Source organism: Tsukamurella soli (assembly GCF_039541155.1).
In the GTDB taxonomy this organism is placed as follows: Bacteria; Actinomycetota; Actinomycetes; order Mycobacteriales; family Mycobacteriaceae; genus Tsukamurella; species Tsukamurella soli.
In genome coordinates, this window is record NZ_BAABFR010000026.1 from 19,985 (window position 1) to 38,388 (window position 18,404).

Here is an 18,404-nt window from a genome sequence, read left to right on the forward strand (position 1 = left end):
GGCGCTATGCGGCAACGGGACGATGGGGTGCCATGGGTGGAAAGAGCACCACCCTAGGGCTGCAGCCACTCTCGGGTTCAGGGTGTGGTCTCACGAGACCCCTCGAAAGGTGCCCGTCTTCCGTCGAGGTCGCATGGTCTTCCTCGACGACAAGGGCGGCTTCAGCGAACGGCAGCCCGATGGCGACTGAGCAGATGCGGGCCATCGTGGTGAACCTACCCGAGCCGGAGATGGACCGACTCCTGAAGATCGCCAAGGCGCAGGGGCTGACCGCGCACGCCTACGCCACCAAGGTGGTGCGCGCAGCAGTCGGGCGGTGACGCCATCTTCCCACGCATATCCACCGAACCAATACCGGGCATGGACCACCAGCTGATGAACCCGCTCCTTGAAGCGTGGGACGCACTGAACGTGGCGGCCGAAGCCCTTGAAGCCGGCGACGCACAGCTCCACCAGGACATGTTCGAGCTGTACATGCTCGCCATCGAAAAATACGAACGAAGGAGGACCTGATGGACAAGCTTCACACGCGACTCCAGGTTCAGCAACTGCGCGGACTAGTCGGAGCGCTCGACAGCTTCGACGGCGATTCCGGGGTGCGCGTCACGATGGAGCGCGAGGGGGATACCGTCGCCCTCTTAATCGTCCCCGAAGTCGTTGTCGACCAACTCGCTGACGCGCTCGGTGCGATCGCGAAGCTGGAGGCGCAGCTGGAGCACGCGAACGCGGTGATCGAGCAGATTCCAACGCTCGTGGAGGATGCACACAACGCCAATCCGGCACACCTGTACGGCGCGCTCCAGCGCATCGCGGCGCCCGCGTTGAGGTACCTGCTGTGAGAAGCGATCTGTTCGTGACCCTCTTCCCTGCGCGGCTCGCCGGCTACGGCAACACTGCGTCGGCGGTCCTCGACATGTACGTGTTCGAGCTGATCGCGTTCCGCTGCAACAGCGAGTTCTCGCGTGCCACGTACACGCACACCGACGGGAACGTCTGGTGGCGAGCCCCCATCAAGGAGCTGCAGGAGGATCTAGGCGGTCTCACTGAGCGGCCGGTGCGCGCCTCGCTGGATCGCCTCGCGACGGAGCGGCGACTCGTGCGGGAGCGCCACCTGAAGGACGGCCCCTACGATCGTACGTGGTCCTACAGACCCTCCGACGAAAACATCGCTTCGTGCGATGAGTCCGTCGCTTTTACATCCGACGAAGACGTCGCTTCTTCCTCTCCTTCCGAAGGAAGTAAGAAAAGAAGCGCTGCGCGCGTGATCGACGGCTTCTCCGAGTGGTATCAGACCTACCCTCGGCACATCGCGAAGGCATCTGCAGCGAAGGCGTACGGGACAGCTCTGAAGAAGATCACCCCCGATCTCCTCCTGGCCTCCACGGCAGAGTTCGCCAAGTCGGTCGAAGACACCGAGCAGCGGTTCATCCCGTACCCGGCCTCATGGCTGAACGGTGAGCGATGGTCGGACTTCCCGGTAGTCACTCCGGAGCAGAAGCTGCAGCAGCTCATCGAGGACAAGAGCTGGCGAGAGATCGGGCGCCTCGGAGCGGGGAGCGACATCCCGCTGCCTCCCGGCATCAACGATCTTCCTGTCCAGGCCCGCGCGGCAGCGCGTGAAGACCACTACCGGGCGTGGGTGGCAGACCATCGGAACCAGATCCTGAGCGCGCTCTGTAATCCTTCGCCCTAATTACTTTCCGAAACTTGAGGCCCGAAGTACACCGGATACCCACCTCTCGCCCGGCCTCCCAGTCTCTGGTCGCCCCAAGCTCCACCGCAACCCGACCAGGTCAGCGGCGACCAGAACCCCCCGCTTTGCCTCATGGGTGACACGCAGAGCGACGAAAACCCTCCCCCCGCCATCCGTATACCCCCAACACTGCTACGGCGCTCACAGCGCCACTAAGGAGTCACCAGTGAGCGACCTCGACTCCCGCATCACCCAATTCGCCGCCGCCAACCCCGGACTCGACCCCGGACGCATCACCGATCAGATCCTCCGCCGCGCCACACCCCAAGAACGCCAGGCATGGCTGATGCAACTGATGGGCCGCCACGTCGCCGAAGTGCTACGCGGAGACGAACTCGTCGAGGTTCCCCTTCCCGCCGTCACCCCGCAACCGCGATCGAAGAAGCGGGAAGGGATCCGCGACCACTTCCAGGCGGCGCTCGATCAGCGGCTCTCCATCGGCGGCACGATGCGCCGGCTGGGCGAGCTGACCCTCGACGACCTCGCAGAGGCAGCGGCGGCGCGGCGTAACAAGTCGCGGACACTCCTCGATCAAGCCGACCACTTCGACATCCTCGCCAAGGCCGTCGCAGACGAAGGCGTCGAGACCGTCGAAGACCTTCCGCGTACGACGCTCGCATCCGTCCTGGACATCCACGAACCCGGAGCCGAAGTTCAGGCGTAGCCCATAGGAACTCCCGCTCCAGCGGCCTACCGAACCCCGATACCCGTACCGGCAAGCGCCGCCCCCTCTCTCACAGCCGGACGCCAAGCGCATCCCGTTCCGCCTCCGCTGCGAACGGCACCGAGCCGAACTTCCATCGACGCCCGTCGTCCCAGCGCTCGGTGCCCCCAAACCTGAAAGAAGACGAAAATGTCCCAGACCCCAGACCCCGGGGTGAACCCTGAATCGCCCGACACCCGGTACTGCATCGAACACCCCGGGGGCTGGCTCCGGGATCCCCTCCTCGGTCTCCTCGCCGATGCCGTCGACGACCTGGAGAAGGTGCGCATCGCCAACGCTAATCGGCTGCGGCAGTTGACCCGCGACGAGGCCGACTCCGACGGCGAGGAGCGCGGCTTCGGTCTACCGCTCTCCAACCCGGTCGTGAAGCGCCTGGCCCAGACGGTCGACACTCTGGAGGGCGCCGAGCACGAGGCTGTGTTGAATCTGCGGCGGGCGATGCGCGCCCACCCTCTCGCCGAATATCAGAAGCGGCACAAGGGTATCGGCGAGAAGCAGCTGGCACGCCTGCTGGCGACCGTCGGCGATCCGTACTGGAACGATCTGCACGACCGGCCGAGGCTGGTCTCCGAGCTGTGGTCGTACTCAGGCTTCGATGTTCGGAACGGCCGCGCACCCCGCAGGACCAAGGGGGAGAAGTCCAACTGGTCCGAGGAGTGCCGCAAGCGGGTGTGGGTGATCGCCTCCGCCACACCGAAGTTCCCCGGCTCCCACTACGAGCAGGTGTACCGGCAGGCGCGGGTCAAGTATGCGTCCGCCGGCCACACGCTCGAGTGCAAGGGCTGTGGAACGACCCTCGGTCTGGGTGGGCCGGCGCCGGTGGGGAGTCCTCTTGCCGACGGCCACGCTCACGCCCGCGCGGTGAGGATCGTGGCGAAGGAGATCCTTAAGGATCTTTGGCTGGAATCCAAAGCCCTGTACCAGGTTTCGGTGAAAGAATGACGCTACGGATCGGATCGCTCTGCACCGGAGCAGCCATGATGGACCTGGCCGTCGAGGAGTTCTTCGACGCGGAGCTCGCCTGGTACTCCGAGGTGGACAAGCACGCGAGCACGGTTCTCGCGCAGCGCTACCCGGGCATCCCGAACCTGGGAGACCTCAAGCTCATCGACTGGGCCAAGGTCCGCGCTGAGATGCCTATCGACATCCTCACGGGCGGATACCCGTGCCAGCCCTTCAGTCAAGCCGGAAAGCGATTAGGAACCGATGACCCCCGATACCTCTGGCCTTACATCCGTGAAGCCATACGCCACCTACGACCGCGAATCACGCTGCTGGAGAATGTCGCCGGACATCGCTCCAAAGGATTCAGCCAGGTACTCCAAGAGTGTGCCGAAGATGGGCTGGATGTCCGGTGGGTTTCTGTTCGAGCATCCGATGTCGGGGCGCCTCATCGACGTGACAGACTCTTTTTCACGATTTCCGACCCCGGCGGTGAACGATTCGAGGAACCGGGATTCGGATTCTCAGGCGGCACGGAAGTCTCCTGGGATGAGTTCGATTGCCGGGTTGCTTCCGACGCCGGATGCGAGCGCAGCGAACAACGGGGAACCTGTGGAGAAGTGGCTACAACGCCGGGCGGAGGTCCGGGAACGTTTGAACAACGGGAACGGCATGGGGATGCCGTTAGCGGTTGCGTTAGCGTTGCTCCCGACTCCGAGGACCACGGATTCAACAGGGGGGGGGGCTGCACGGATCGGGCGGTAGAGACCTCTCTACGACTGCTGCCCACACCTGGGGCGTCGGACGCGACTGGGGGAGCGCAGCACCCGGACAAACGGAAGGGTCACTCCCAGCAGCTGATCGATCGGGCGCTCCTGTTCACAACCGCCGAATCGACTGGGGCGAGTACGAATCCGCGATCCGTCGATGGGAGGGGCTGACCCGTGAGGCTCCGGACCCCACCGAGCCCAACAAGAACGGCCGTCCCCGACTGGCCGCCCGGTTCTCTGAGTGGATGCTCGGACTCGAGGACGGTCACGTCACCGGTCACCCCATTCCGTACGGCGCGCAGCTGAAGATCATCGGCAACGGATGTGTACCCCAGCAGGCGTTCTACGCTCTCCAACTCCTGTTCGATCCGGCCCTCTGGCCTTAGTTACTCCCCACAGAAGGAACCACCATGACCAGCACAAACCCCACCCGCCACTACGAACTCACCGACGAAACCATCACCGTCGCAGGCCAAACCCTGCACCGCATCCGCGCCACCATCGACCTGCCCGAGCACTGCGTGAAGGCCGGCGATCCCGGCGGCTGGATTCGCGACTGGGTCAACCTCTCCGGCAACGGCTGGGTCTTCGGCAACGGCTGGGTCTTCGGCAACGGCCAGGTCTTCGGCAACGGCCAGGTCTTCGGCGACGGCCAGGTCTTCGGCGACGGCCAGGTCTTCGGCGACGGCCGGGTCTTCGGCAACGGCCGGGTCTTCGGCAACGGCCAGGTCTCCGGCAACGGCCGGGTCTTCGGCAACGGCCAGGTCTCCGGCAACGGCTGGGTCTTCGGCAACGGCCGGGTCTCCGGCAACGGCCGGGTCTTCGGCGGGCAGGACATCCTCGTCCTCGGTCCGATCGGCTCGGAGTCGGTGCACGTCACCCTGTTTCGGGACGAGAAGGCCGGCCACGTGCTCAAGGTCGGCTGCTGGACGGGCACCGTGGAGACGCTGTCCGCGGAGGTGGAGCGCCGCGCTGAGGAGTGGTGCGGCTCGGATGCGGATATCGAGCGTTGGCGTGCGGAGTATGCCGCACTGATTCCGTTGCTCGCCGCGCGTGCCGCCGCATGGACTGTGGCCGTCGCCGATGCTGAGGCGGTCGCGCAGTGAGCGCCCCGAATCCTGCCGCGACGGCGAAGCCTGGTGACCCTGTCGGCACCATCGTGTCGGGCCTGATCGACGCCGAGGTGGCTGAGCATCCGTGGGTGGTGAGCCGTACGGTGCTGCCTGCCGCGGATTCCCCTGAGGCGCTCCGGTTCGCGGCGAGGGTGGTGGACCGTGTCGCAGCAGAGGACATCGCCCGGCTTGGTCACGACACGGAGTCTGCGTACTACCCCCTCAGTGCGTATGACCTCAATCTTCGCGCCGATCGTCTCTACGCGGAGGCTGTAGCCGACGCGCAGGACCTGGCGTTCGAACCGGGTCGGACGTGGGACGACGTCGCGGAGTTCGTGCGGGAGAAGCGGATCGCGCTGGTGCTGGCTGGCATTCGTGCGGGACGGGAGGCTGCGAAGTGAGCGCGACTGAGCGGGTGGCCGGGGTACTGGCCGAGCATCAGCCGATCCCTGGCGCGTTCGCGTGTTCGTGCCCGTGGCGTTGGCCGGAGGAGCCCACGTGGGCGTGCGGTGAGGATGAGCGGTTCGTCCGTGACCACGCTGCTCACGTCGCCGAGCAGATCGCATCCGCTGACGGGCTCGCGGTCGTGGAGCTGGTCGAGCCGACGCGCCCCGGCGTGTGGCTGCGGCGCGGCGACATGGGCGGCGTGGCATCGGTCGGGTTCATCGGCGCCGACCTCGTGGTCTCCGTCAACTGCATGTACTCCGAGGAGGATGCGGAATGGGTGGCTGCTGCCGCGCTGTCCGCCGTCGCCGCACGCGCTGCGGAGCGTGCATCGTGAGCGCGCAGGATGTGGTCACGCAGGCCATCAAGGGCGAGCTGGGGTTGATCCTCGCATTGGCGTCTCTGCGCACCGACATGCCGCTGTCGGAGGTGCAGGAGATCCCGGCGTCGACCGCTGAGGTTGTGATGCAGGCGCTCACCGACGCGGGCTACGCGGTCGTGGAGCTGCCCGAGTACGAGGCGGTGGAGTCATGAACGGCCCGGATCACTACCGCGAAGCCGAACGGCTGATCCGCGAGCACGGCGACATGCAGTGGCATGAGTGCGAGTGCGTCTGGTGTGTGGCCGAAGCGCAGGCGACCAACGGGGAGCTGCCGGAGTCGGTGCGTCAGGCGGCATGGGCACGGCTCGCGGCGATGGACGGCGAGCGAGGTGCGGCATGAGTCGTCTCCTGTGCTGGATCGGTCTGCACCGATCGAACTTCAGCGGTAACGCGCACACGCACGCCCCGGCCCCGATCCGATGTGAACGCTGCGGGGTTGAGCTATGACCGCCGCCGATCCCGCCGTCGCAGCGGCCGAGCGGGCGGAGAAGGCGTCCCGCTGGTGGGAGTCCGCCTACAGCAGCCCGTGGAGCACCGACCACGCCGAGGCCGCCGCCCGTGAGGCCCTGGCGCCGATCCGCGAGCTACACAAGCGCTGGACCGTCTACGGCGACGAATGCGACCACCACATCACCGAAGACCCGCACGAGGTGGGGAACACACACCCGGACGGCGAGCATCACTACGTCGCGGAGATCGGCTGGACCTGCGACCGCCTCTACGACGTGTGCGCTGAGTGCTGCGTGGACGACATCTACCAGTCTGAGGAGTGCGTGAACTACCACGACCACCGCGACGGCGTGCCGATCTGCGCCACCGCGCGTCTCTGCTACCCCGAGGAGGAGCTGTGACTGCGAAGCTGATCGGCATGGGTGTCAGTGTGGACGCCGGGTGCCGTGAGTGCGACTGGTACCGGTGCGGCGAGCCGTTCGCCCCGACCGGACCGATGGAACGGGAAGTGCGGGAGCACAACGACGCCCATCACTCCGAGGAGGAACTGTGACCGCCGATGATGTGCTTGCGCGTGCTGCTGCGGCACTGGAAGGCCCGCAGATCGAGTGGGCCGTGGTCGAGGTGCCCACCGAGACGGGTGGCATCGAGTCGATTATCGTCCGGCACCCCGACGGCTCGAAGGTGTCGACACGGGATGCTGTGCGCCTGATCGAGTCGCGTTCGCTGGTCCCGGAGCTGATGGCCGAGGTCGAGCAGCTGCGTGAGCGGGAGCGCGGGTGGAGCGAGAATCTGGCCGAGTCTGCTGCGCAAGTTCGTGTCTTGCAGGACGTCGCGAACGACTGGCACGCCGAGAACAAGCGGCTGACCGTGGAGCGCGACGACGCCCGACAGGCTGTCGGGGGCGACCGCTTGGACGTGCTGCTGCGGCATGAGGCGGTGTGCCAGCGGGCGATCCGCGCCGAGGACAAGGTCGCCGCCTACGCTGCCGCACTCCGGGCGATGGCACGGCGCGCGGCCCAGTGGCGGCACGCGGACACCATATGGCGGCAGATCAGCAGCGAGCAGCGTGACCGGATCAAGCGGCTGGAAACAGAGCTCGGCTCCACGCGCCTACGTCTGGCCTCCTGCATGGAGGGGTGTCCCACGGGCGCCCCGTCGCCTCACAGCGGGCCAGCATGGAGGGACAAGCATGTCCCCGGAAGGGGGAAAGGATGACAGGCTCAGTGTTGGGCATCGCTCTGATTGTGGGGTACGTGGTGGGCGCCTTGGGCACGGCGCGGATCGTGGCCGACCACCAGTACCGCTTCTGGTCTAAAAAACGCATGTCCATGATAAACGACGTGGTGATCCCGGCGACGTTTGCCGCGGTGTTCTGGCCGATCGTGCTGCCGGGAATCGGCGTCGCCTGCGTTGTGCGTCGCGCACGCGGATTCTTCATTCCGACGATCGTCTGCGAGGATCGCGCCAAGCGGGATCGTCTGGAACGCCGCGAGCGCGCTGACGCCCTGCGTGCAAGTGCGGAACTCCTGGACGATCCGGACCTGCGGGAGACACTCTTGGATGCTGCGAACGAACTCGATCGGAACGCGTGGTGAGAGGGTCACCGTGAGGTACGGCGATGGCTGAAAGTATTGAACGTCGAGCATGGGCCAAGAAAGGAACCGGATCGTGGGATTTCGTAGCATGGTGACATCCGAGGATGTAAAGGTTCAGCTGCCAGCCTGGTTCGTTGAGCGCTGGCGCAACCATCTGAACATCGGGTACTGGCCCGGCGACCCAGGACACCCCAGTTTCCCCATCTCATCCAAGGCGGAGCGTAAGTTCTACGACGGAGCCGACGACGAATTGTTCACGGATCTTCGGCGCGTGCTCACTGAAGTGGAGTACCCGTTCGGGATCCACCTGATCCTGTTCCATGAGTGCGGCGGAGTCACCAAGGTGGACATCAACCCTGTAGAAATCCTGCTGTCTGTCCCCACTGGCTGGACGTACACCGACGGCGACACAGGACACCACTCCTGCTATGGCTGCTCCGTGCCGAGGGAAGATGACTGATCTTCTCGCCTCGGCCTACGACGCCACCATGCGCCGGGACGACGAGGAGATGCTGGCCCGCGCAGTCCTTTCCGTGGGACTGCGCGGTCAGCTGGACGACCTCCTCGCGATGGTGGCGCCGGACGACTTCTCCACCCCTTCCCTCGCGGAGTTGTGGCGCATCGCCGGCGTCCTCCGAGCCCGGAACTCGTACTGTCTCCCGAACAACATCCGGGGTGAGGCAGCGAAGTCAGGGTCTCGCGCGCTGAATGTCGAGGCGGCGATCAAGACCTTCACCGGTGAGCGTGTGGTGTTCTCGGAATGCAAACGGGCGGCCGAGCTCGTCAAGGACGCGGCACAGCGGCGAAGGCTCCTTATCGCTGTTCAGCATGGAGTCCAGCGCATCTCCGATGACGGAGAGGTGGGGACGTTCGCCGAGGCTCTGGATGTGATCCATCAGGAACTCGGCGCGCTCTCGACCTCACTGCTCGACACGGGGGAGGGTGTCTTACTCGATGAGGCGGTGCGGAACTGGTGGGAGCTGTTGCGCGATCCCACCGCGCGCGTCGTCAGCCCCACACCCTATGGCGTCCTCAACGAGCGATTGGTCGGCGGCGGCTTCGGTAGCTCTCAGCTCGTGACGATCGGCGCCAGACCCGGCGTGGGCAAGTCGGTCTTCCTCAACGGCCTACTGGAGCAGGCGGCGCGATGGAGTCAGCACCTGCTGTACTACAGCCTGGAGATGTCGCAGGACGAGTGCATGTCGCGAGTCATGGCCTGCGGTGGCAACGTCCCCCTCCGACGGATCCTGGACAACGACCTCGATGAGGTCTACACGCAACGGCTGCAGGACTACTCGGAGCAGATCGTCGGCGCGCCGATCACCATCGTCAATGAGCCGGGCGTGACCCTCTCGCGGGTTCGGCAGCGCGCCAAGCTGCAGCAGCGCGCAGTCGGACTGGACATGGTGGTCATCGACTACCTGCAGATAATGGGACTACCGTCGGCGAAGGATCGGCTGGCGGCGCTCACCGAACTGTCCGGTGGCTTGAAGCGGCTGGCAATGGAGCTGAAGGTACCGGTCGTCGTCGCCGCACAGCTGCGTCGCCCGGAGAACAAGAACGATCGGCCGAACAAGGACATGCTCCGTGAATGCGGAGCGATCGAGCAGGATAGTGACATCGTGATTCTGCTACACCGGGATCCCTCCGACCGTGACTCGGACCAGATCGAGATCATCGTGGACAAGCAGCGCAACGGCCCAACCGGTGTGGTCACCGACTTCTTCGACGGCCCCCACGTGCGCATCGGCACGCCGTAGTTTCTCTCCATGTGGCAAGTACAATAGGTTTCACACGCTACTCATTCCCAAGGAGCGTTCACTTGAACGTCAACAACTGGCACTTCAGCGGCAACCTCACCGAGGCGCCCACCCTGAACCGAACACAGTCCGGCAAGTCCGTCTGCAATTTCACCGTCGCCGTGAATCACCAGAAGAAGCAGGGCGACCAGTGGGTGGATGACGGCTCCGACTTCGCGCGTGTCTCCGTCTGGGGTCGGCTCGGCGAGAACCTGGCGGAGTCTCTGCATAAGGGGGATCTCGTGAAGGTGGAGGGCCGACTGCGCACGCGGACCTACACCACCCGCGATGGCCGCGACGGCACGAGTCTGGATGTCACCGCCGACGCCGTGTACCCGGTGGGTGACTTCGCCACTTTCTCGATAACACGGAACCCCAAGTCCAACACGGGCTACCGCAACGACAACAACGATGGGTACTGAGCATGATTCAGGTAGCACGAACGCGCGGTGCCAGCGAGAGCATGGGGAAGAACTTCCTCTGGCCTGCGGTGGCTGGTCTCGATCCCGACCACTTCGAGGTCGTGGAGAACCCGTATCCGGCCTCGATCGGCCCCGATACCCCGGCGCCCGAGAACCCGCTCGGAGTGTCACTGGAGGAGTCGGTGGCCGCCGGCGTGGCATGGCTGAACGAGGCTGTCGACAGTTCTCCGCACGACACCGTCCTGGTCGATTACTCGCTCGGCGGCATCGTCGGATCCGCGTTCCTCGACCAGTACACGGGCACCAAGGTGGTGGGGCGTATCTCCCTCGCGAATCCCACTCGCGCCGAGGGGGACAGCTACCACTTCAAAGGGGATGTCAGCACCGGCTCGGGCATCTACTCGCACCAGCACGACTACTCCAAGGACACGTTCCGGCACTGGGAACTCGCGAGTCCCGGCGATCTGATGACGTCGGCACCCCTCTACAGCCCGTGGAAGTGGGCGGCCACTGACATCGTCGCGAACTTCTCCTTGCAGCCGCAGGTTCTCCTGAAGTGGATCGCCTCGATGCAGAAGTCGTTGCCGCAGATCATCGCCGACGCTGAGGGTGACGACCTGGAGCTGGCCGACATCCCCGAGTGGATCGAGGACCAGTTCACTGCGGCGGGATGGATGTGGGCGTTCGCCCAGGGTGCGCACACGACCGCGTACGAGCAGATGAACTGGCGTACCGCCGCCGGCAAGCCGATCACCGCCATCGCGCTCATCACCAAGATCCTTGTCGACTTCTACGTCGACTGGTCCGGCTCGTGAAGCGTCTCGTCTGCGATCGCTGCGGTGATGACATCCCGGTCCCTGGCGGCGGGGTCACGCTCACCCGCCGTCTCCATGTCGGTATGAGCAGTGAGGAGATCTTCGGCCCAGCCGAGGGTGGCTATCGGGTCGACCTCTGCGAGAACTGCTTCCACGAGCACGCCGAGTTCATGGAAGGAGGTTCCGATGGCCCGTAGTCGTACATCAGCCAAGGCGGCAGGGACGAGGTTCGAGTCCCTGATCGCTCAGACCCTCGATACCTATCTCGCGGGCAACATCGAACGACGCGCCCGTACCGGTGCCCAGGACAAGGGTGACATCTCCGGTGTCCTCCTCAAAGGCACGCGCCGAGTGGTGGTGGAGTGCAAGGACGTAGCTAAGATGAACATCTCCGGCTGGCTACGCGAGGCTCAGGCGGAGCGCGAGAACGACGGTGCGGAGATCGGTGTCGTGGTGGCGAAGAAGCGAGGCACTTCAGATCCGCTGCAGCAGTACGTCCATATGACCTTGGCCGACTTCATCGACCTTGTGGCGTTGGCCCAATGAGCGAACCCACTGTCGACTGGACAGTCCTGTTCGCCGCGCTGACGAAGCTCGCTCTGCGCGAACCGAGCCAGTCGCTGCGCGGGATCCACGAGGTGATGGACATCGTTTCTGACATCGTCTCGGATCGAGACAACTGGAAGCGATGTGCCGAGTGGCGCAAGGAGAACGCTGGACGATACGAAGATATCCGGGAATGGCTTCGATTGTTCCCGCGTGAGAACGCGGCCGAGTTCTATGACGAGTGCTGCAAGGTCGTCTTCCCCGATCAATACCCCGGGGAGGGTGACGCCAGTTGAGCGCGCGCCACGAATGCATCGCCCTCATCACCGAGACCCCAGACCTCCTCCTCTGGATCGAGGCCAACATGTCCGCCGCCCGAGGGCGGAACGGCGATGCGTTCGTGCGCCAGCACACCATGTGGCAGATCCCAGTGGACATCGACGCTGTCGACGCCGTCCGCGCCGAGAGGGAGATGGTCGTCTACTGGTCGAAGCGGTGGGGCTTCCGAAACGGCACCTTCGCGGACAGGTTGGAGTGTCTGCGGCGCGCCGCCCATCGCGTCCCGGACCCGGAGATCGAGGCCTTGCTACAGGACTGGACGTCCACACGCCGCCGCAACCTGGGTCGCTGGCCGCTCCAGGATGTTGTGGAGTGGGTGGATCTGGATGAGGCCAAGCGCCTCACGAATCGCGGCCACACAGCCCTCCGCGAATGGGGCGACAAGCACCCGCTCCTCACCCGCCATCAAGGTGATCCGCCGAAGTTGTTCTTCGACCGCGACCGCCTACTGAAAATCAAACGTCTACAGGAGAACACATGTCCATCCTCCCCGTGATGAACGACATTTTCGTCACGATCCACAAGGGCTACTACGGCGGCTACAACCGGCACGGCGTGTACGAGAACATCTGCCACGAGACCTCCACCCCCGCGACGGTGGCAGCCATCATCGAGACGCGCACGAGGGAACTCGCCGGCGTCGAGAAGGAACTCGTGGCACTCAGGCGCGTCCTAGAACTCGCCACTGAGCGCGACACCATCCTCAAGCTGCGACACCGCGCCGTCGAGGCACTGAAGGCCACCGGCATTCCGGCCCAGAAGGCACGCACCATCGCAGCAGCCGTCCGGGACGACGCGCTTAAGGCGTTAGTCCGGGACATCGAGCCACCCGATTGCGAGTATTGCAGTGGTGACTGTTGCACCAACCCGTACCCGGATGACGACGAGGACGACGAGGACGACGAGGACGACTGATGAGTCACGGAGGCGAACGGAACCGCGAGATCGCCGAGGGTAACCTGATCCTTCTCGGTGAAGTGGGATCGACTCTCCACGGCATCAATGTGGCCGAGCAGGACGACCTGGACCTCATGGGCGTGTGCGTCGAACCGAAGTCGTGCGTGATGGGACTCGAACGCTTCGAGCAGTACATCTGGCGCACCCAGCCGGAGGGTGTGCGTTCCGGCCCCGGCGACATCGACAAGACCATCTACTCGCTGCGTAAGTGGGTACGGCTGGCCGCCGCAGGCAACCCTACGGTGCTGATCTTGGGCTTCGCGCCGGCGAACAAGGTCCACTACTCCACACCGGAGGGTGCGCATCTCATGCGGAACATGGACCTGTTCGCTTCGAAGCAGGCTGCGGGCAAGTTCATCGGCTACTGCAACTCGCAGCTCGAGCAGCTACGCGGCACCGTCGCACGCCGTCATACGAACCGCCCCGAGTTGATCGAGAAGTACGGCTACGACGTCAAGTTCGGAGCCCACGCGGTACGGCTGGGAGTGCAGGGGATCGAGTTCCTGACGACGGGCCGGATCAGCCTGCCGATGCCGGAGCCGTGGCGCTCCACTCTCGTGTCGATGCGCACTGGCGGGATCTCGTACGCCGAGTGTTGCGTGATGATCGACGAGCAGCTGGACAAGCTGCGCGCCATCGAGAAGACCGCCGACCTGCCGGACCGCCCGGACAGTGCGGTGATCGACCGGTTCCTCATCAAGATGCACGAGAGCTGGTGGAACCGGTGAGTACTACTCCGCATGAACTCCTCGGTCAAAATCACCTCGTCTTCATGGGGCCGTCCGCATGGTTGGGACGGGTGATATGCGGTCAGGCCATCGGTCGCGCGGAGTGGATGCAGGACAACTCCCCGTGGGTGTACGAGCGTGTGGATGATCTTCTGTCAGAGCGCGGTAGGCGCCGCCTCATCGAGGCGTATAGGCGTATGGATAGGGAGGTGCGCGGTGAGTGATGAATGCGCCCGCGCGTGGGACAAGGGGTTCTGGGCTGGTGTCATGTTCTCGGCATTGACGCAATCCATGGAGATGTTGACGTCTCTCCTCGGGCTGCCCGAGGGGGCCTTCGCTGGCCTGGACAATCCGATCTGCATCAATCCTTACAGTGGGCAGCTCGTCTCGCCCACTACCGGAATGGAGGGCGATCAGTGATCGCCATCGACGTCGTGAGCATGCTCGTAGGGCTGGCCGCCATCGCTGTTTCACTGCACGCGATGCGGGTAACGCGCCGAGCTAAGGGTGCCCCTTCGAAGAAGAACGCCGAGCGGACGTACGGCCATCCTCATCCTCCTGTCTCGTATCTGCGCAAGCGTCTGCCGGCAGTCGAGTATCCATTGGCGTGGGAGACGTGGGTGGATGAGAGTGGAGCGCATACCGAGTTCGTCATCCAACTCACCGACCTCGATACAGGTAAACCGATCGGCGAGCAGAAGCGCGTCGACCTCGTTTGGTACGTAGCCATAAATGAGACCTGGGCTTCCTACTACGCCAGGCGTCACTATATGCAAGACAACGTCTTCCGCATTTACTTCGCTGAGCGTGTTCTGGAATGGGCATCCCGGATGGCCGCCGACAACAGGCCTCGCGGTCCCGAGATGGTCGACTACCAGATGAATAACCGATGACTGACGCGCTGATAGTCGATGTCGACGGCACACTGGTGGACGTTTCCTCGATCCGTCACCATGTTGCCAAGCGCCCCAAGGACTTCGACGCTTTCCACCGCGAGTCCGCCGACTGTCCACCGAACATGCCGGTGATCCACCTGTGTGACGCCTGGGCTCTCCGCGATATGGAGATCGTGGTGGTGACAGCTCGTATGTACCGCTGGGAGGCTGTGACGACGGCGTGGTTGAGGCACTGGATGCCGTGCGACTTCCACGGGCCGTTCATGCGCGGCGACACCGACTACCGCCCGGATGTGGAGGTGAAGCGCGACATCCATCGGATTCTCACGGAGGAGCTGGATTTCGACATCGTGGCCGCCGTCGACGACCACCCGAAAATCTGCGAGCTCTGGGAGTCGTTGGGTATCCCCACGATCCGCATCCCTGGGTGGGAGGACGAGGTGGCGTGACCGGCAAGCAGGCATGGGCCGTGCTGGGCCTGGGCATCGTCACCTACGAGGCGTACGCGGTGCGCTCGGGGAACAAGCTCCTGTCCGAGGTGGTGGATGAGTGGTTGGAGACGCGACCCGTCCTCACCCATGCCGCCGTTCTGCTGCTCGCAGGGCATCTCCTGAACTTCCCGGAGAGACTTCATGTCCGCTACGCCGATCCGGTACATCTGCTGGCGCTCGCCGTCGGCGCGACTAAGGGCTGACCGTAGCCCTCCCGATACACTGGTAGGTAGGAGTTGGGGGTTCTCCTGGTGCCAGCGCAATGGCCGAATCGTAGCCCTTTGTGACGGCCCGGACGCGGGGGAGGCGTCCGGGCTTGTCCATATCCGAAGAACATTCCGGGGGGAATGATGAGCCGATACCAGTTGGGGCGCCGCGAACCCGTAGGCACACCGGATCTGTGGCTGAAGGACTACGTCCAGACAGCCCTGCCGCGCTGGGAGGCATTCCTCCGACGGCTTCTCCGGCAAGATGTGCCGAAGGGTCTCGCGCCGGCACCTACCGCGTTCGGGCTCGAGCGTTTCTACCCGATCAGCGGCTGGGGGATGCTCGCCAACGACCGGCTCGGCGATTGTGTCGAAGCTGGCAGCTGTCATCAGGTCATGGCATGGACTGCCAGCCACGCCATACACACCCTGTTCACCGACTACGACGCCATCGCACTGTACTCCGCGATCACCGGCTACACCCCGAGCAATCCGAACAGTGACCAGGGCACGGACATGCTCACCGCCGCCAAGTATCTCTGCTCGACCGGCTTCAAGGATGCGACAGGCCGACTCCACAAGGCTGGCGCATTCCTGGGACTGCAGGCGGAGGATCCCGCAGAGCTCGCCGACGGCTGCTACTACTTCGGGACCGCGCTCATCGGCGTCAATCTTCCCTCCGCGTGGCAGGACGCATTCAAGCCGGACGGCAGTGGAGTGTGGGATGTCTGCGACTCACCCATTGAGGGGGGTCATTGTGTCGTCGTGGTGGGCCGCCGCGCCAACGGGAACTTCGTGGCCGTCACCTGGGGTTCGCTTGTGGAGATCACGCCGGGCGCCATCGAGAAGTACTGCGACGAGGCGTTCGTGTTCCTCTCGCAGGACTTCCTGAACGGTCAGGGTAAGACCGTCGAAGGCTTCGACCTGGCGCAGTTGCAGGCGGACCTGAAAGCGCTCTGACCTGCGGCGGAGTTTCCGTCCATGCCGCTGCTACAGTTATCTCCGAGGCCAACGAAGACGCAGTCCTACGGCCCCGATTAAACAGCTCCGGTGCGAAGCATTGGCGTTACTTCTTGCATAATGAAACACGCCGCCGCGACTCTGATCTCGGGTCTATATAACTTAAGAACAGCTGTGCTGGTGCGTAGATCCGATCTACTTCCACTCACAATGGGGTTACCCGGGTTCGAATCCCGGCTCTGCGACGAGAGTTGCAGGGTTGTCCAGCGGCCTAAGACACCTAAATTGATCTGATCGTCCTGGATCTCAGCACAGCTTATTTGCACTGATTCACGCGCGGTGCGCAGGTGTTCCTTACTTCCATGTCAAGGAGCGGGTGCGGGTTCGAGTCCCGTCAGACTTCGGTCTGTAGCTCAACAGGCAGAGCGGCTACGTCTTGGAACATCGCCCTTGATCTCGCGCGTACAACGCTTCACCCATCCCTCTCATGAAGGACTCCCCATGTCACGCTTCAACTCCGGCACCGTCCGCGCACCCCAGCGTTCCGCCGTGCAGTCGACCGGCATCAAGCAGGTCAACCACAACGGTGCCCAAGGGTTCAAGCGCGACGCCAAGTCCGAGCTGTTCGTCTCAGCTGCAACGTCGTTCGCCGTCGACAAGTTCTACGAGTCGGCGTCCAACCTCCGTACGCGCCAGACGGCACTCCTGAAGGAGGTCGCGGTCGCGGACCCGAAGTGGACGCGGGACTTCCTGCACTGGCTACGCCACGACGCGATGCTCCGCACCGGCCCGGCGATCCTCGCCTGCGAGGCGGTGAAGGCACGTCTCGACGCGGGCGAGCAGGGTGGGAACCGCGAGATCATCCGCGCGGTCCTCGCGCGTCCCGATGAGCCGGGTGAGCTTCTGGCGTACTGGATCTCTGAGCACGGTCGCCGCATCCCGAAGCCGGTGAAGCGTGGTGTCGCCGACGCGGTGAGCAAGATGTACACCGAACGGAACTGGCTCAAGTACGACAGCCAGAAGTCCGCGCTGCGCTTCGCCGACGTCATCGAGTTGACCCACCCGGACATGGACGGTGTGCTGGCGAAGTACATCCTCGACGACCGGCACCACGAGGCCAACGTCGTGCAGGGCACCCTGCCGATGATCCGCGCGAACCGCTGGATCCGGGGCGTGGACGCGAGCCTCATCCGCAACTGGGCGAAGAACGGCACCCTGTCGGACCACCTCAAGAATGCCGGAATGACCTGGGAGGACATCCCTTCCATCGTCAACGGCCCGTGGACCGGTGAGCTGTGGGACGCGATCATCCCGTCGATGGGAGCTTTCGCTCTCATGCGTAATCTCCGCAACTTCGACACGAACGGCATCTCGCCGGAGTCGGTGGCCATCGTCAAGGCGAAGCTGTCCGACCCTGACGAGATCGCGAAGTCCCGCGCGCTGCCGATGCGGTTCCTCACGGCGTACAAGAATGCGCCGAATGTGCGCTGGCACGAGCCGCTGGAGATCGGGCTGCATCACACGCTGCAGAACGTGCCGTCACTGAAGGGCCGCACGCTGATCCTGATGGACTGGTCGGGCTCGATGTTCGGCTACAGCGAGACGATCACCAACGCCGAGAAGGCCACCCTGTTCGGTACGGCCCTCGCGCAGCGTGCAGAACACGCCGACCTCGTGGCGTACGGCAACAACGCCTACCGGATCGAACTGAAGCCCGGTGCCAGCCTCATCAACGCCGTCGAGTCGGCACGGAACCTCGGTGGCACCGACACCGCAGGGACGCTGCAGGCTTGGTTCAAGGGGCACGACCGGGTTGTCATCATCACCGATGAGCAGTACGGGGGCGCTTCATTGTTCGGCGTCCGGATCGCTGATCCCGGCTCAGTGATTCCGAACACGACCCCGCTTATCACCGTCAACCTCGGCGGTTACGCGACCGCCCAGGCGTCCGGTAAGAACCGGGTCACGATCGCCAGCCTCTCGGATTCGGCGTTCAAGCTGATCGACCTGTTGGGTAACACGTCCGAGAAGTGGCCCTGGGAAGCGTGATCCACCACAAGGGGGAGAGCC

The 18,404-nt window shown here is 64.3% G+C and carries 32 protein-coding genes; all 32 read left to right on the plus strand.

The window, feature by feature from the left end; genetic code table 11:
- Window positions 1-179 precede the first annotated feature (179 nt).
- Entirely contained in the window at window positions 180-320 is a 141-nt protein-coding gene (locus ABD908_RS10295; RefSeq protein WP_344994733.1) for a hypothetical protein, read from the plus strand.
- Window positions 321-360: 40 nt separating this feature from the next.
- Window positions 361-513, plus strand: a complete 153-nt coding sequence (locus tag ABD908_RS10300; protein ID WP_344994736.1) for a hypothetical protein — start codon at window positions 361-363, stop codon at window positions 511-513.
- On the plus strand, window positions 513-839 hold the full coding sequence (locus ABD908_RS10305) for a hypothetical protein (RefSeq protein WP_344994739.1): 327 nt from the start codon (window positions 513-515) through the stop codon (window positions 837-839). Before ABD908_RS10300 ends, ABD908_RS10305 begins: the two co-directional genes overlap by 1 nt.
- On the plus strand, window positions 836-1,693 hold the full coding sequence (locus ABD908_RS10310; protein ID WP_344994741.1) for a hypothetical protein: 858 nt from the start codon (window positions 836-838) through the stop codon (window positions 1,691-1,693). The genes ABD908_RS10305 and ABD908_RS10310 overlap by 4 nt, the downstream gene beginning before the upstream one ends.
- 226 nt (window positions 1,694-1,919) lie before the next feature.
- Window positions 1,920-2,417 carry a hypothetical protein gene (locus ABD908_RS10315; protein WP_344994744.1) on the plus strand — a complete coding sequence of 166 codons (498 nt, stop codon included), beginning with the start codon at window positions 1,920-1,922 and terminating at the stop codon, window positions 2,415-2,417.
- A 189-nt stretch (window positions 2,418-2,606) separates the two neighbouring features.
- Window positions 2,607-3,419, plus strand: coding sequence for a TIGR-Tas system RNA-guided endonuclease (gene tas, locus ABD908_RS10320; protein WP_344994747.1), 813 nt, complete (start codon window positions 2,607-2,609; stop codon window positions 3,417-3,419).
- Window positions 3,416-4,360, plus strand: a complete 945-nt coding sequence (locus ABD908_RS10325) for a DNA cytosine methyltransferase (RefSeq protein ID WP_425584366.1) — start codon at window positions 3,416-3,418, stop codon at window positions 4,358-4,360. The genes tas and ABD908_RS10325 overlap by 4 nt, the downstream gene beginning before the upstream one ends.
- Before the next feature lie 74 nt (window positions 4,361-4,434).
- On the plus strand, window positions 4,435-4,575 hold the full coding sequence (locus ABD908_RS10330; protein ID WP_344994750.1) for a hypothetical protein: 141 nt from the start codon (window positions 4,435-4,437) through the stop codon (window positions 4,573-4,575).
- Between the two features lie 24 nt (window positions 4,576-4,599).
- On the plus strand, window positions 4,600-5,295 hold the full coding sequence (locus tag ABD908_RS10335; protein WP_344994753.1) for a hypothetical protein: 696 nt from the start codon (window positions 4,600-4,602) through the stop codon (window positions 5,293-5,295).
- Entirely contained in the window at window positions 5,292-5,702 is a 411-nt protein-coding gene (locus tag ABD908_RS10340) for a hypothetical protein (RefSeq protein WP_344994756.1), read from the plus strand. The genes ABD908_RS10335 and ABD908_RS10340 overlap by 4 nt, the downstream gene beginning before the upstream one ends.
- Window positions 5,699-6,082: a hypothetical protein gene (locus ABD908_RS10345; protein WP_344994759.1), complete on the plus strand. Its 384-nt coding sequence runs from the start codon at window positions 5,699-5,701 to the stop codon at window positions 6,080-6,082. The genes ABD908_RS10340 and ABD908_RS10345 overlap by 4 nt, the downstream gene beginning before the upstream one ends.
- Window positions 6,079-6,279: a hypothetical protein gene (locus ABD908_RS10350; RefSeq protein WP_344994762.1), complete on the plus strand. Its 201-nt coding sequence runs from the start codon at window positions 6,079-6,081 to the stop codon at window positions 6,277-6,279. Before ABD908_RS10345 ends, ABD908_RS10350 begins: the two co-directional genes overlap by 4 nt.
- The gene (locus ABD908_RS10355; protein ID WP_344994764.1) at window positions 6,276-6,467 is read left to right on the plus strand and encodes a hypothetical protein; all 192 of its coding nucleotides are present in this window, start codon (window positions 6,276-6,278) and stop codon (window positions 6,465-6,467) included. Before ABD908_RS10350 ends, ABD908_RS10355 begins: the two co-directional genes overlap by 4 nt.
- Before the next feature lie 103 nt (window positions 6,468-6,570).
- Window positions 6,571-6,978 (plus strand): hypothetical protein, encoded by a 408-nt coding sequence (locus ABD908_RS10360; protein ID WP_344994767.1) that lies wholly within the window; start codon window positions 6,571-6,573, stop codon window positions 6,976-6,978.
- On the plus strand, window positions 6,975-7,130 hold the full coding sequence (locus ABD908_RS10365; protein ID WP_344994769.1) for a hypothetical protein: 156 nt from the start codon (window positions 6,975-6,977) through the stop codon (window positions 7,128-7,130). The genes ABD908_RS10360 and ABD908_RS10365 overlap by 4 nt, the downstream gene beginning before the upstream one ends.
- Window positions 7,127-7,795 carry a hypothetical protein gene (locus tag ABD908_RS10370; protein WP_344994771.1) on the plus strand — a complete coding sequence of 223 codons (669 nt, stop codon included), beginning with the start codon at window positions 7,127-7,129 and terminating at the stop codon, window positions 7,793-7,795. Before ABD908_RS10365 ends, ABD908_RS10370 begins: the two co-directional genes overlap by 4 nt.
- An 8-nt stretch (window positions 7,796-7,803) precedes the next feature.
- Window positions 7,804-8,175: a hypothetical protein gene (locus ABD908_RS10375; protein ID WP_344994774.1), complete on the plus strand. Its 372-nt coding sequence runs from the start codon at window positions 7,804-7,806 to the stop codon at window positions 8,173-8,175.
- Window positions 8,176-8,248: 73 nt separating this feature from the next.
- Entirely contained in the window at window positions 8,249-8,635 is a 387-nt protein-coding gene (locus ABD908_RS10380; protein ID WP_344994777.1) for a hypothetical protein, read from the plus strand.
- A complete protein-coding gene (locus ABD908_RS10385) occupies window positions 8,628-9,935 on the plus strand; it encodes a replicative DNA helicase (protein ID WP_344994780.1) in 1,308 nt (435 codons plus the stop codon). Before ABD908_RS10380 ends, ABD908_RS10385 begins: the two co-directional genes overlap by 8 nt.
- Before the next feature lie 62 nt (window positions 9,936-9,997).
- Complete coding sequence (locus ABD908_RS10390) at window positions 9,998-10,396, plus strand: single-stranded DNA-binding protein (protein WP_344994783.1); 399 nt, start codon at window positions 9,998-10,000, stop codon at window positions 10,394-10,396.
- A gap of 41 nt (window positions 10,397-10,437) precedes the next feature.
- Complete coding sequence (locus ABD908_RS10395) at window positions 10,438-11,211, plus strand: hypothetical protein (protein WP_344994786.1); 774 nt, start codon at window positions 10,438-10,440, stop codon at window positions 11,209-11,211.
- Between the two features lie 186 nt (window positions 11,212-11,397).
- A complete protein-coding gene (locus ABD908_RS10400) occupies window positions 11,398-11,757 on the plus strand; it encodes a hypothetical protein (RefSeq protein WP_344994789.1) in 360 nt (119 codons plus the stop codon).
- A complete protein-coding gene (locus ABD908_RS10405; RefSeq protein WP_344994792.1) occupies window positions 11,754-12,053 on the plus strand; it encodes a hypothetical protein in 300 nt (99 codons plus the stop codon). The genes ABD908_RS10400 and ABD908_RS10405 overlap by 4 nt, the downstream gene beginning before the upstream one ends.
- Complete coding sequence (locus tag ABD908_RS10410; protein ID WP_344994795.1) at window positions 12,050-12,592, plus strand: hypothetical protein; 543 nt, start codon at window positions 12,050-12,052, stop codon at window positions 12,590-12,592. Before ABD908_RS10405 ends, ABD908_RS10410 begins: the two co-directional genes overlap by 4 nt.
- The gene (locus ABD908_RS10415) at window positions 12,574-13,011 is read left to right on the plus strand and encodes a hypothetical protein (RefSeq protein WP_344994797.1); all 438 of its coding nucleotides are present in this window, start codon (window positions 12,574-12,576) and stop codon (window positions 13,009-13,011) included. Before ABD908_RS10410 ends, ABD908_RS10415 begins: the two co-directional genes overlap by 19 nt.
- The gene (locus tag ABD908_RS10420; protein WP_344994800.1) at window positions 13,011-13,781 is read left to right on the plus strand and encodes a nucleotidyltransferase domain-containing protein; all 771 of its coding nucleotides are present in this window, start codon (window positions 13,011-13,013) and stop codon (window positions 13,779-13,781) included. Before ABD908_RS10415 ends, ABD908_RS10420 begins: the two co-directional genes overlap by 1 nt.
- 216 nt (window positions 13,782-13,997) lie before the next feature.
- Complete coding sequence (locus ABD908_RS10425) at window positions 13,998-14,201, plus strand: hypothetical protein (RefSeq protein WP_344994803.1); 204 nt, start codon at window positions 13,998-14,000, stop codon at window positions 14,199-14,201.
- Window positions 14,198-14,674 (plus strand): hypothetical protein, encoded by a 477-nt coding sequence (locus ABD908_RS10430; RefSeq protein WP_344994805.1) that lies wholly within the window; start codon window positions 14,198-14,200, stop codon window positions 14,672-14,674. Before ABD908_RS10425 ends, ABD908_RS10430 begins: the two co-directional genes overlap by 4 nt.
- The gene (locus ABD908_RS10435; protein WP_344994807.1) at window positions 14,671-15,126 is read left to right on the plus strand and encodes a phosphatase domain-containing protein; all 456 of its coding nucleotides are present in this window, start codon (window positions 14,671-14,673) and stop codon (window positions 15,124-15,126) included. Before ABD908_RS10430 ends, ABD908_RS10435 begins: the two co-directional genes overlap by 4 nt.
- Window positions 15,123-15,371 carry a DUF7427 family protein gene (locus ABD908_RS10440; RefSeq protein WP_344994810.1) on the plus strand — a complete coding sequence of 83 codons (249 nt, stop codon included), beginning with the start codon at window positions 15,123-15,125 and terminating at the stop codon, window positions 15,369-15,371. The genes ABD908_RS10435 and ABD908_RS10440 overlap by 4 nt, the downstream gene beginning before the upstream one ends.
- Before the next feature lie 162 nt (window positions 15,372-15,533).
- Complete coding sequence (locus ABD908_RS10445; RefSeq protein WP_344994813.1) at window positions 15,534-16,334, plus strand: hypothetical protein; 801 nt, start codon at window positions 15,534-15,536, stop codon at window positions 16,332-16,334.
- 501 nt (window positions 16,335-16,835) lie between these two features.
- A complete protein-coding gene (locus ABD908_RS10450) occupies window positions 16,836-18,383 on the plus strand; it encodes a TROVE domain-containing protein (protein WP_344994816.1) in 1,548 nt (515 codons plus the stop codon).
- Window positions 18,384-18,404 lie beyond the last annotated feature (21 nt).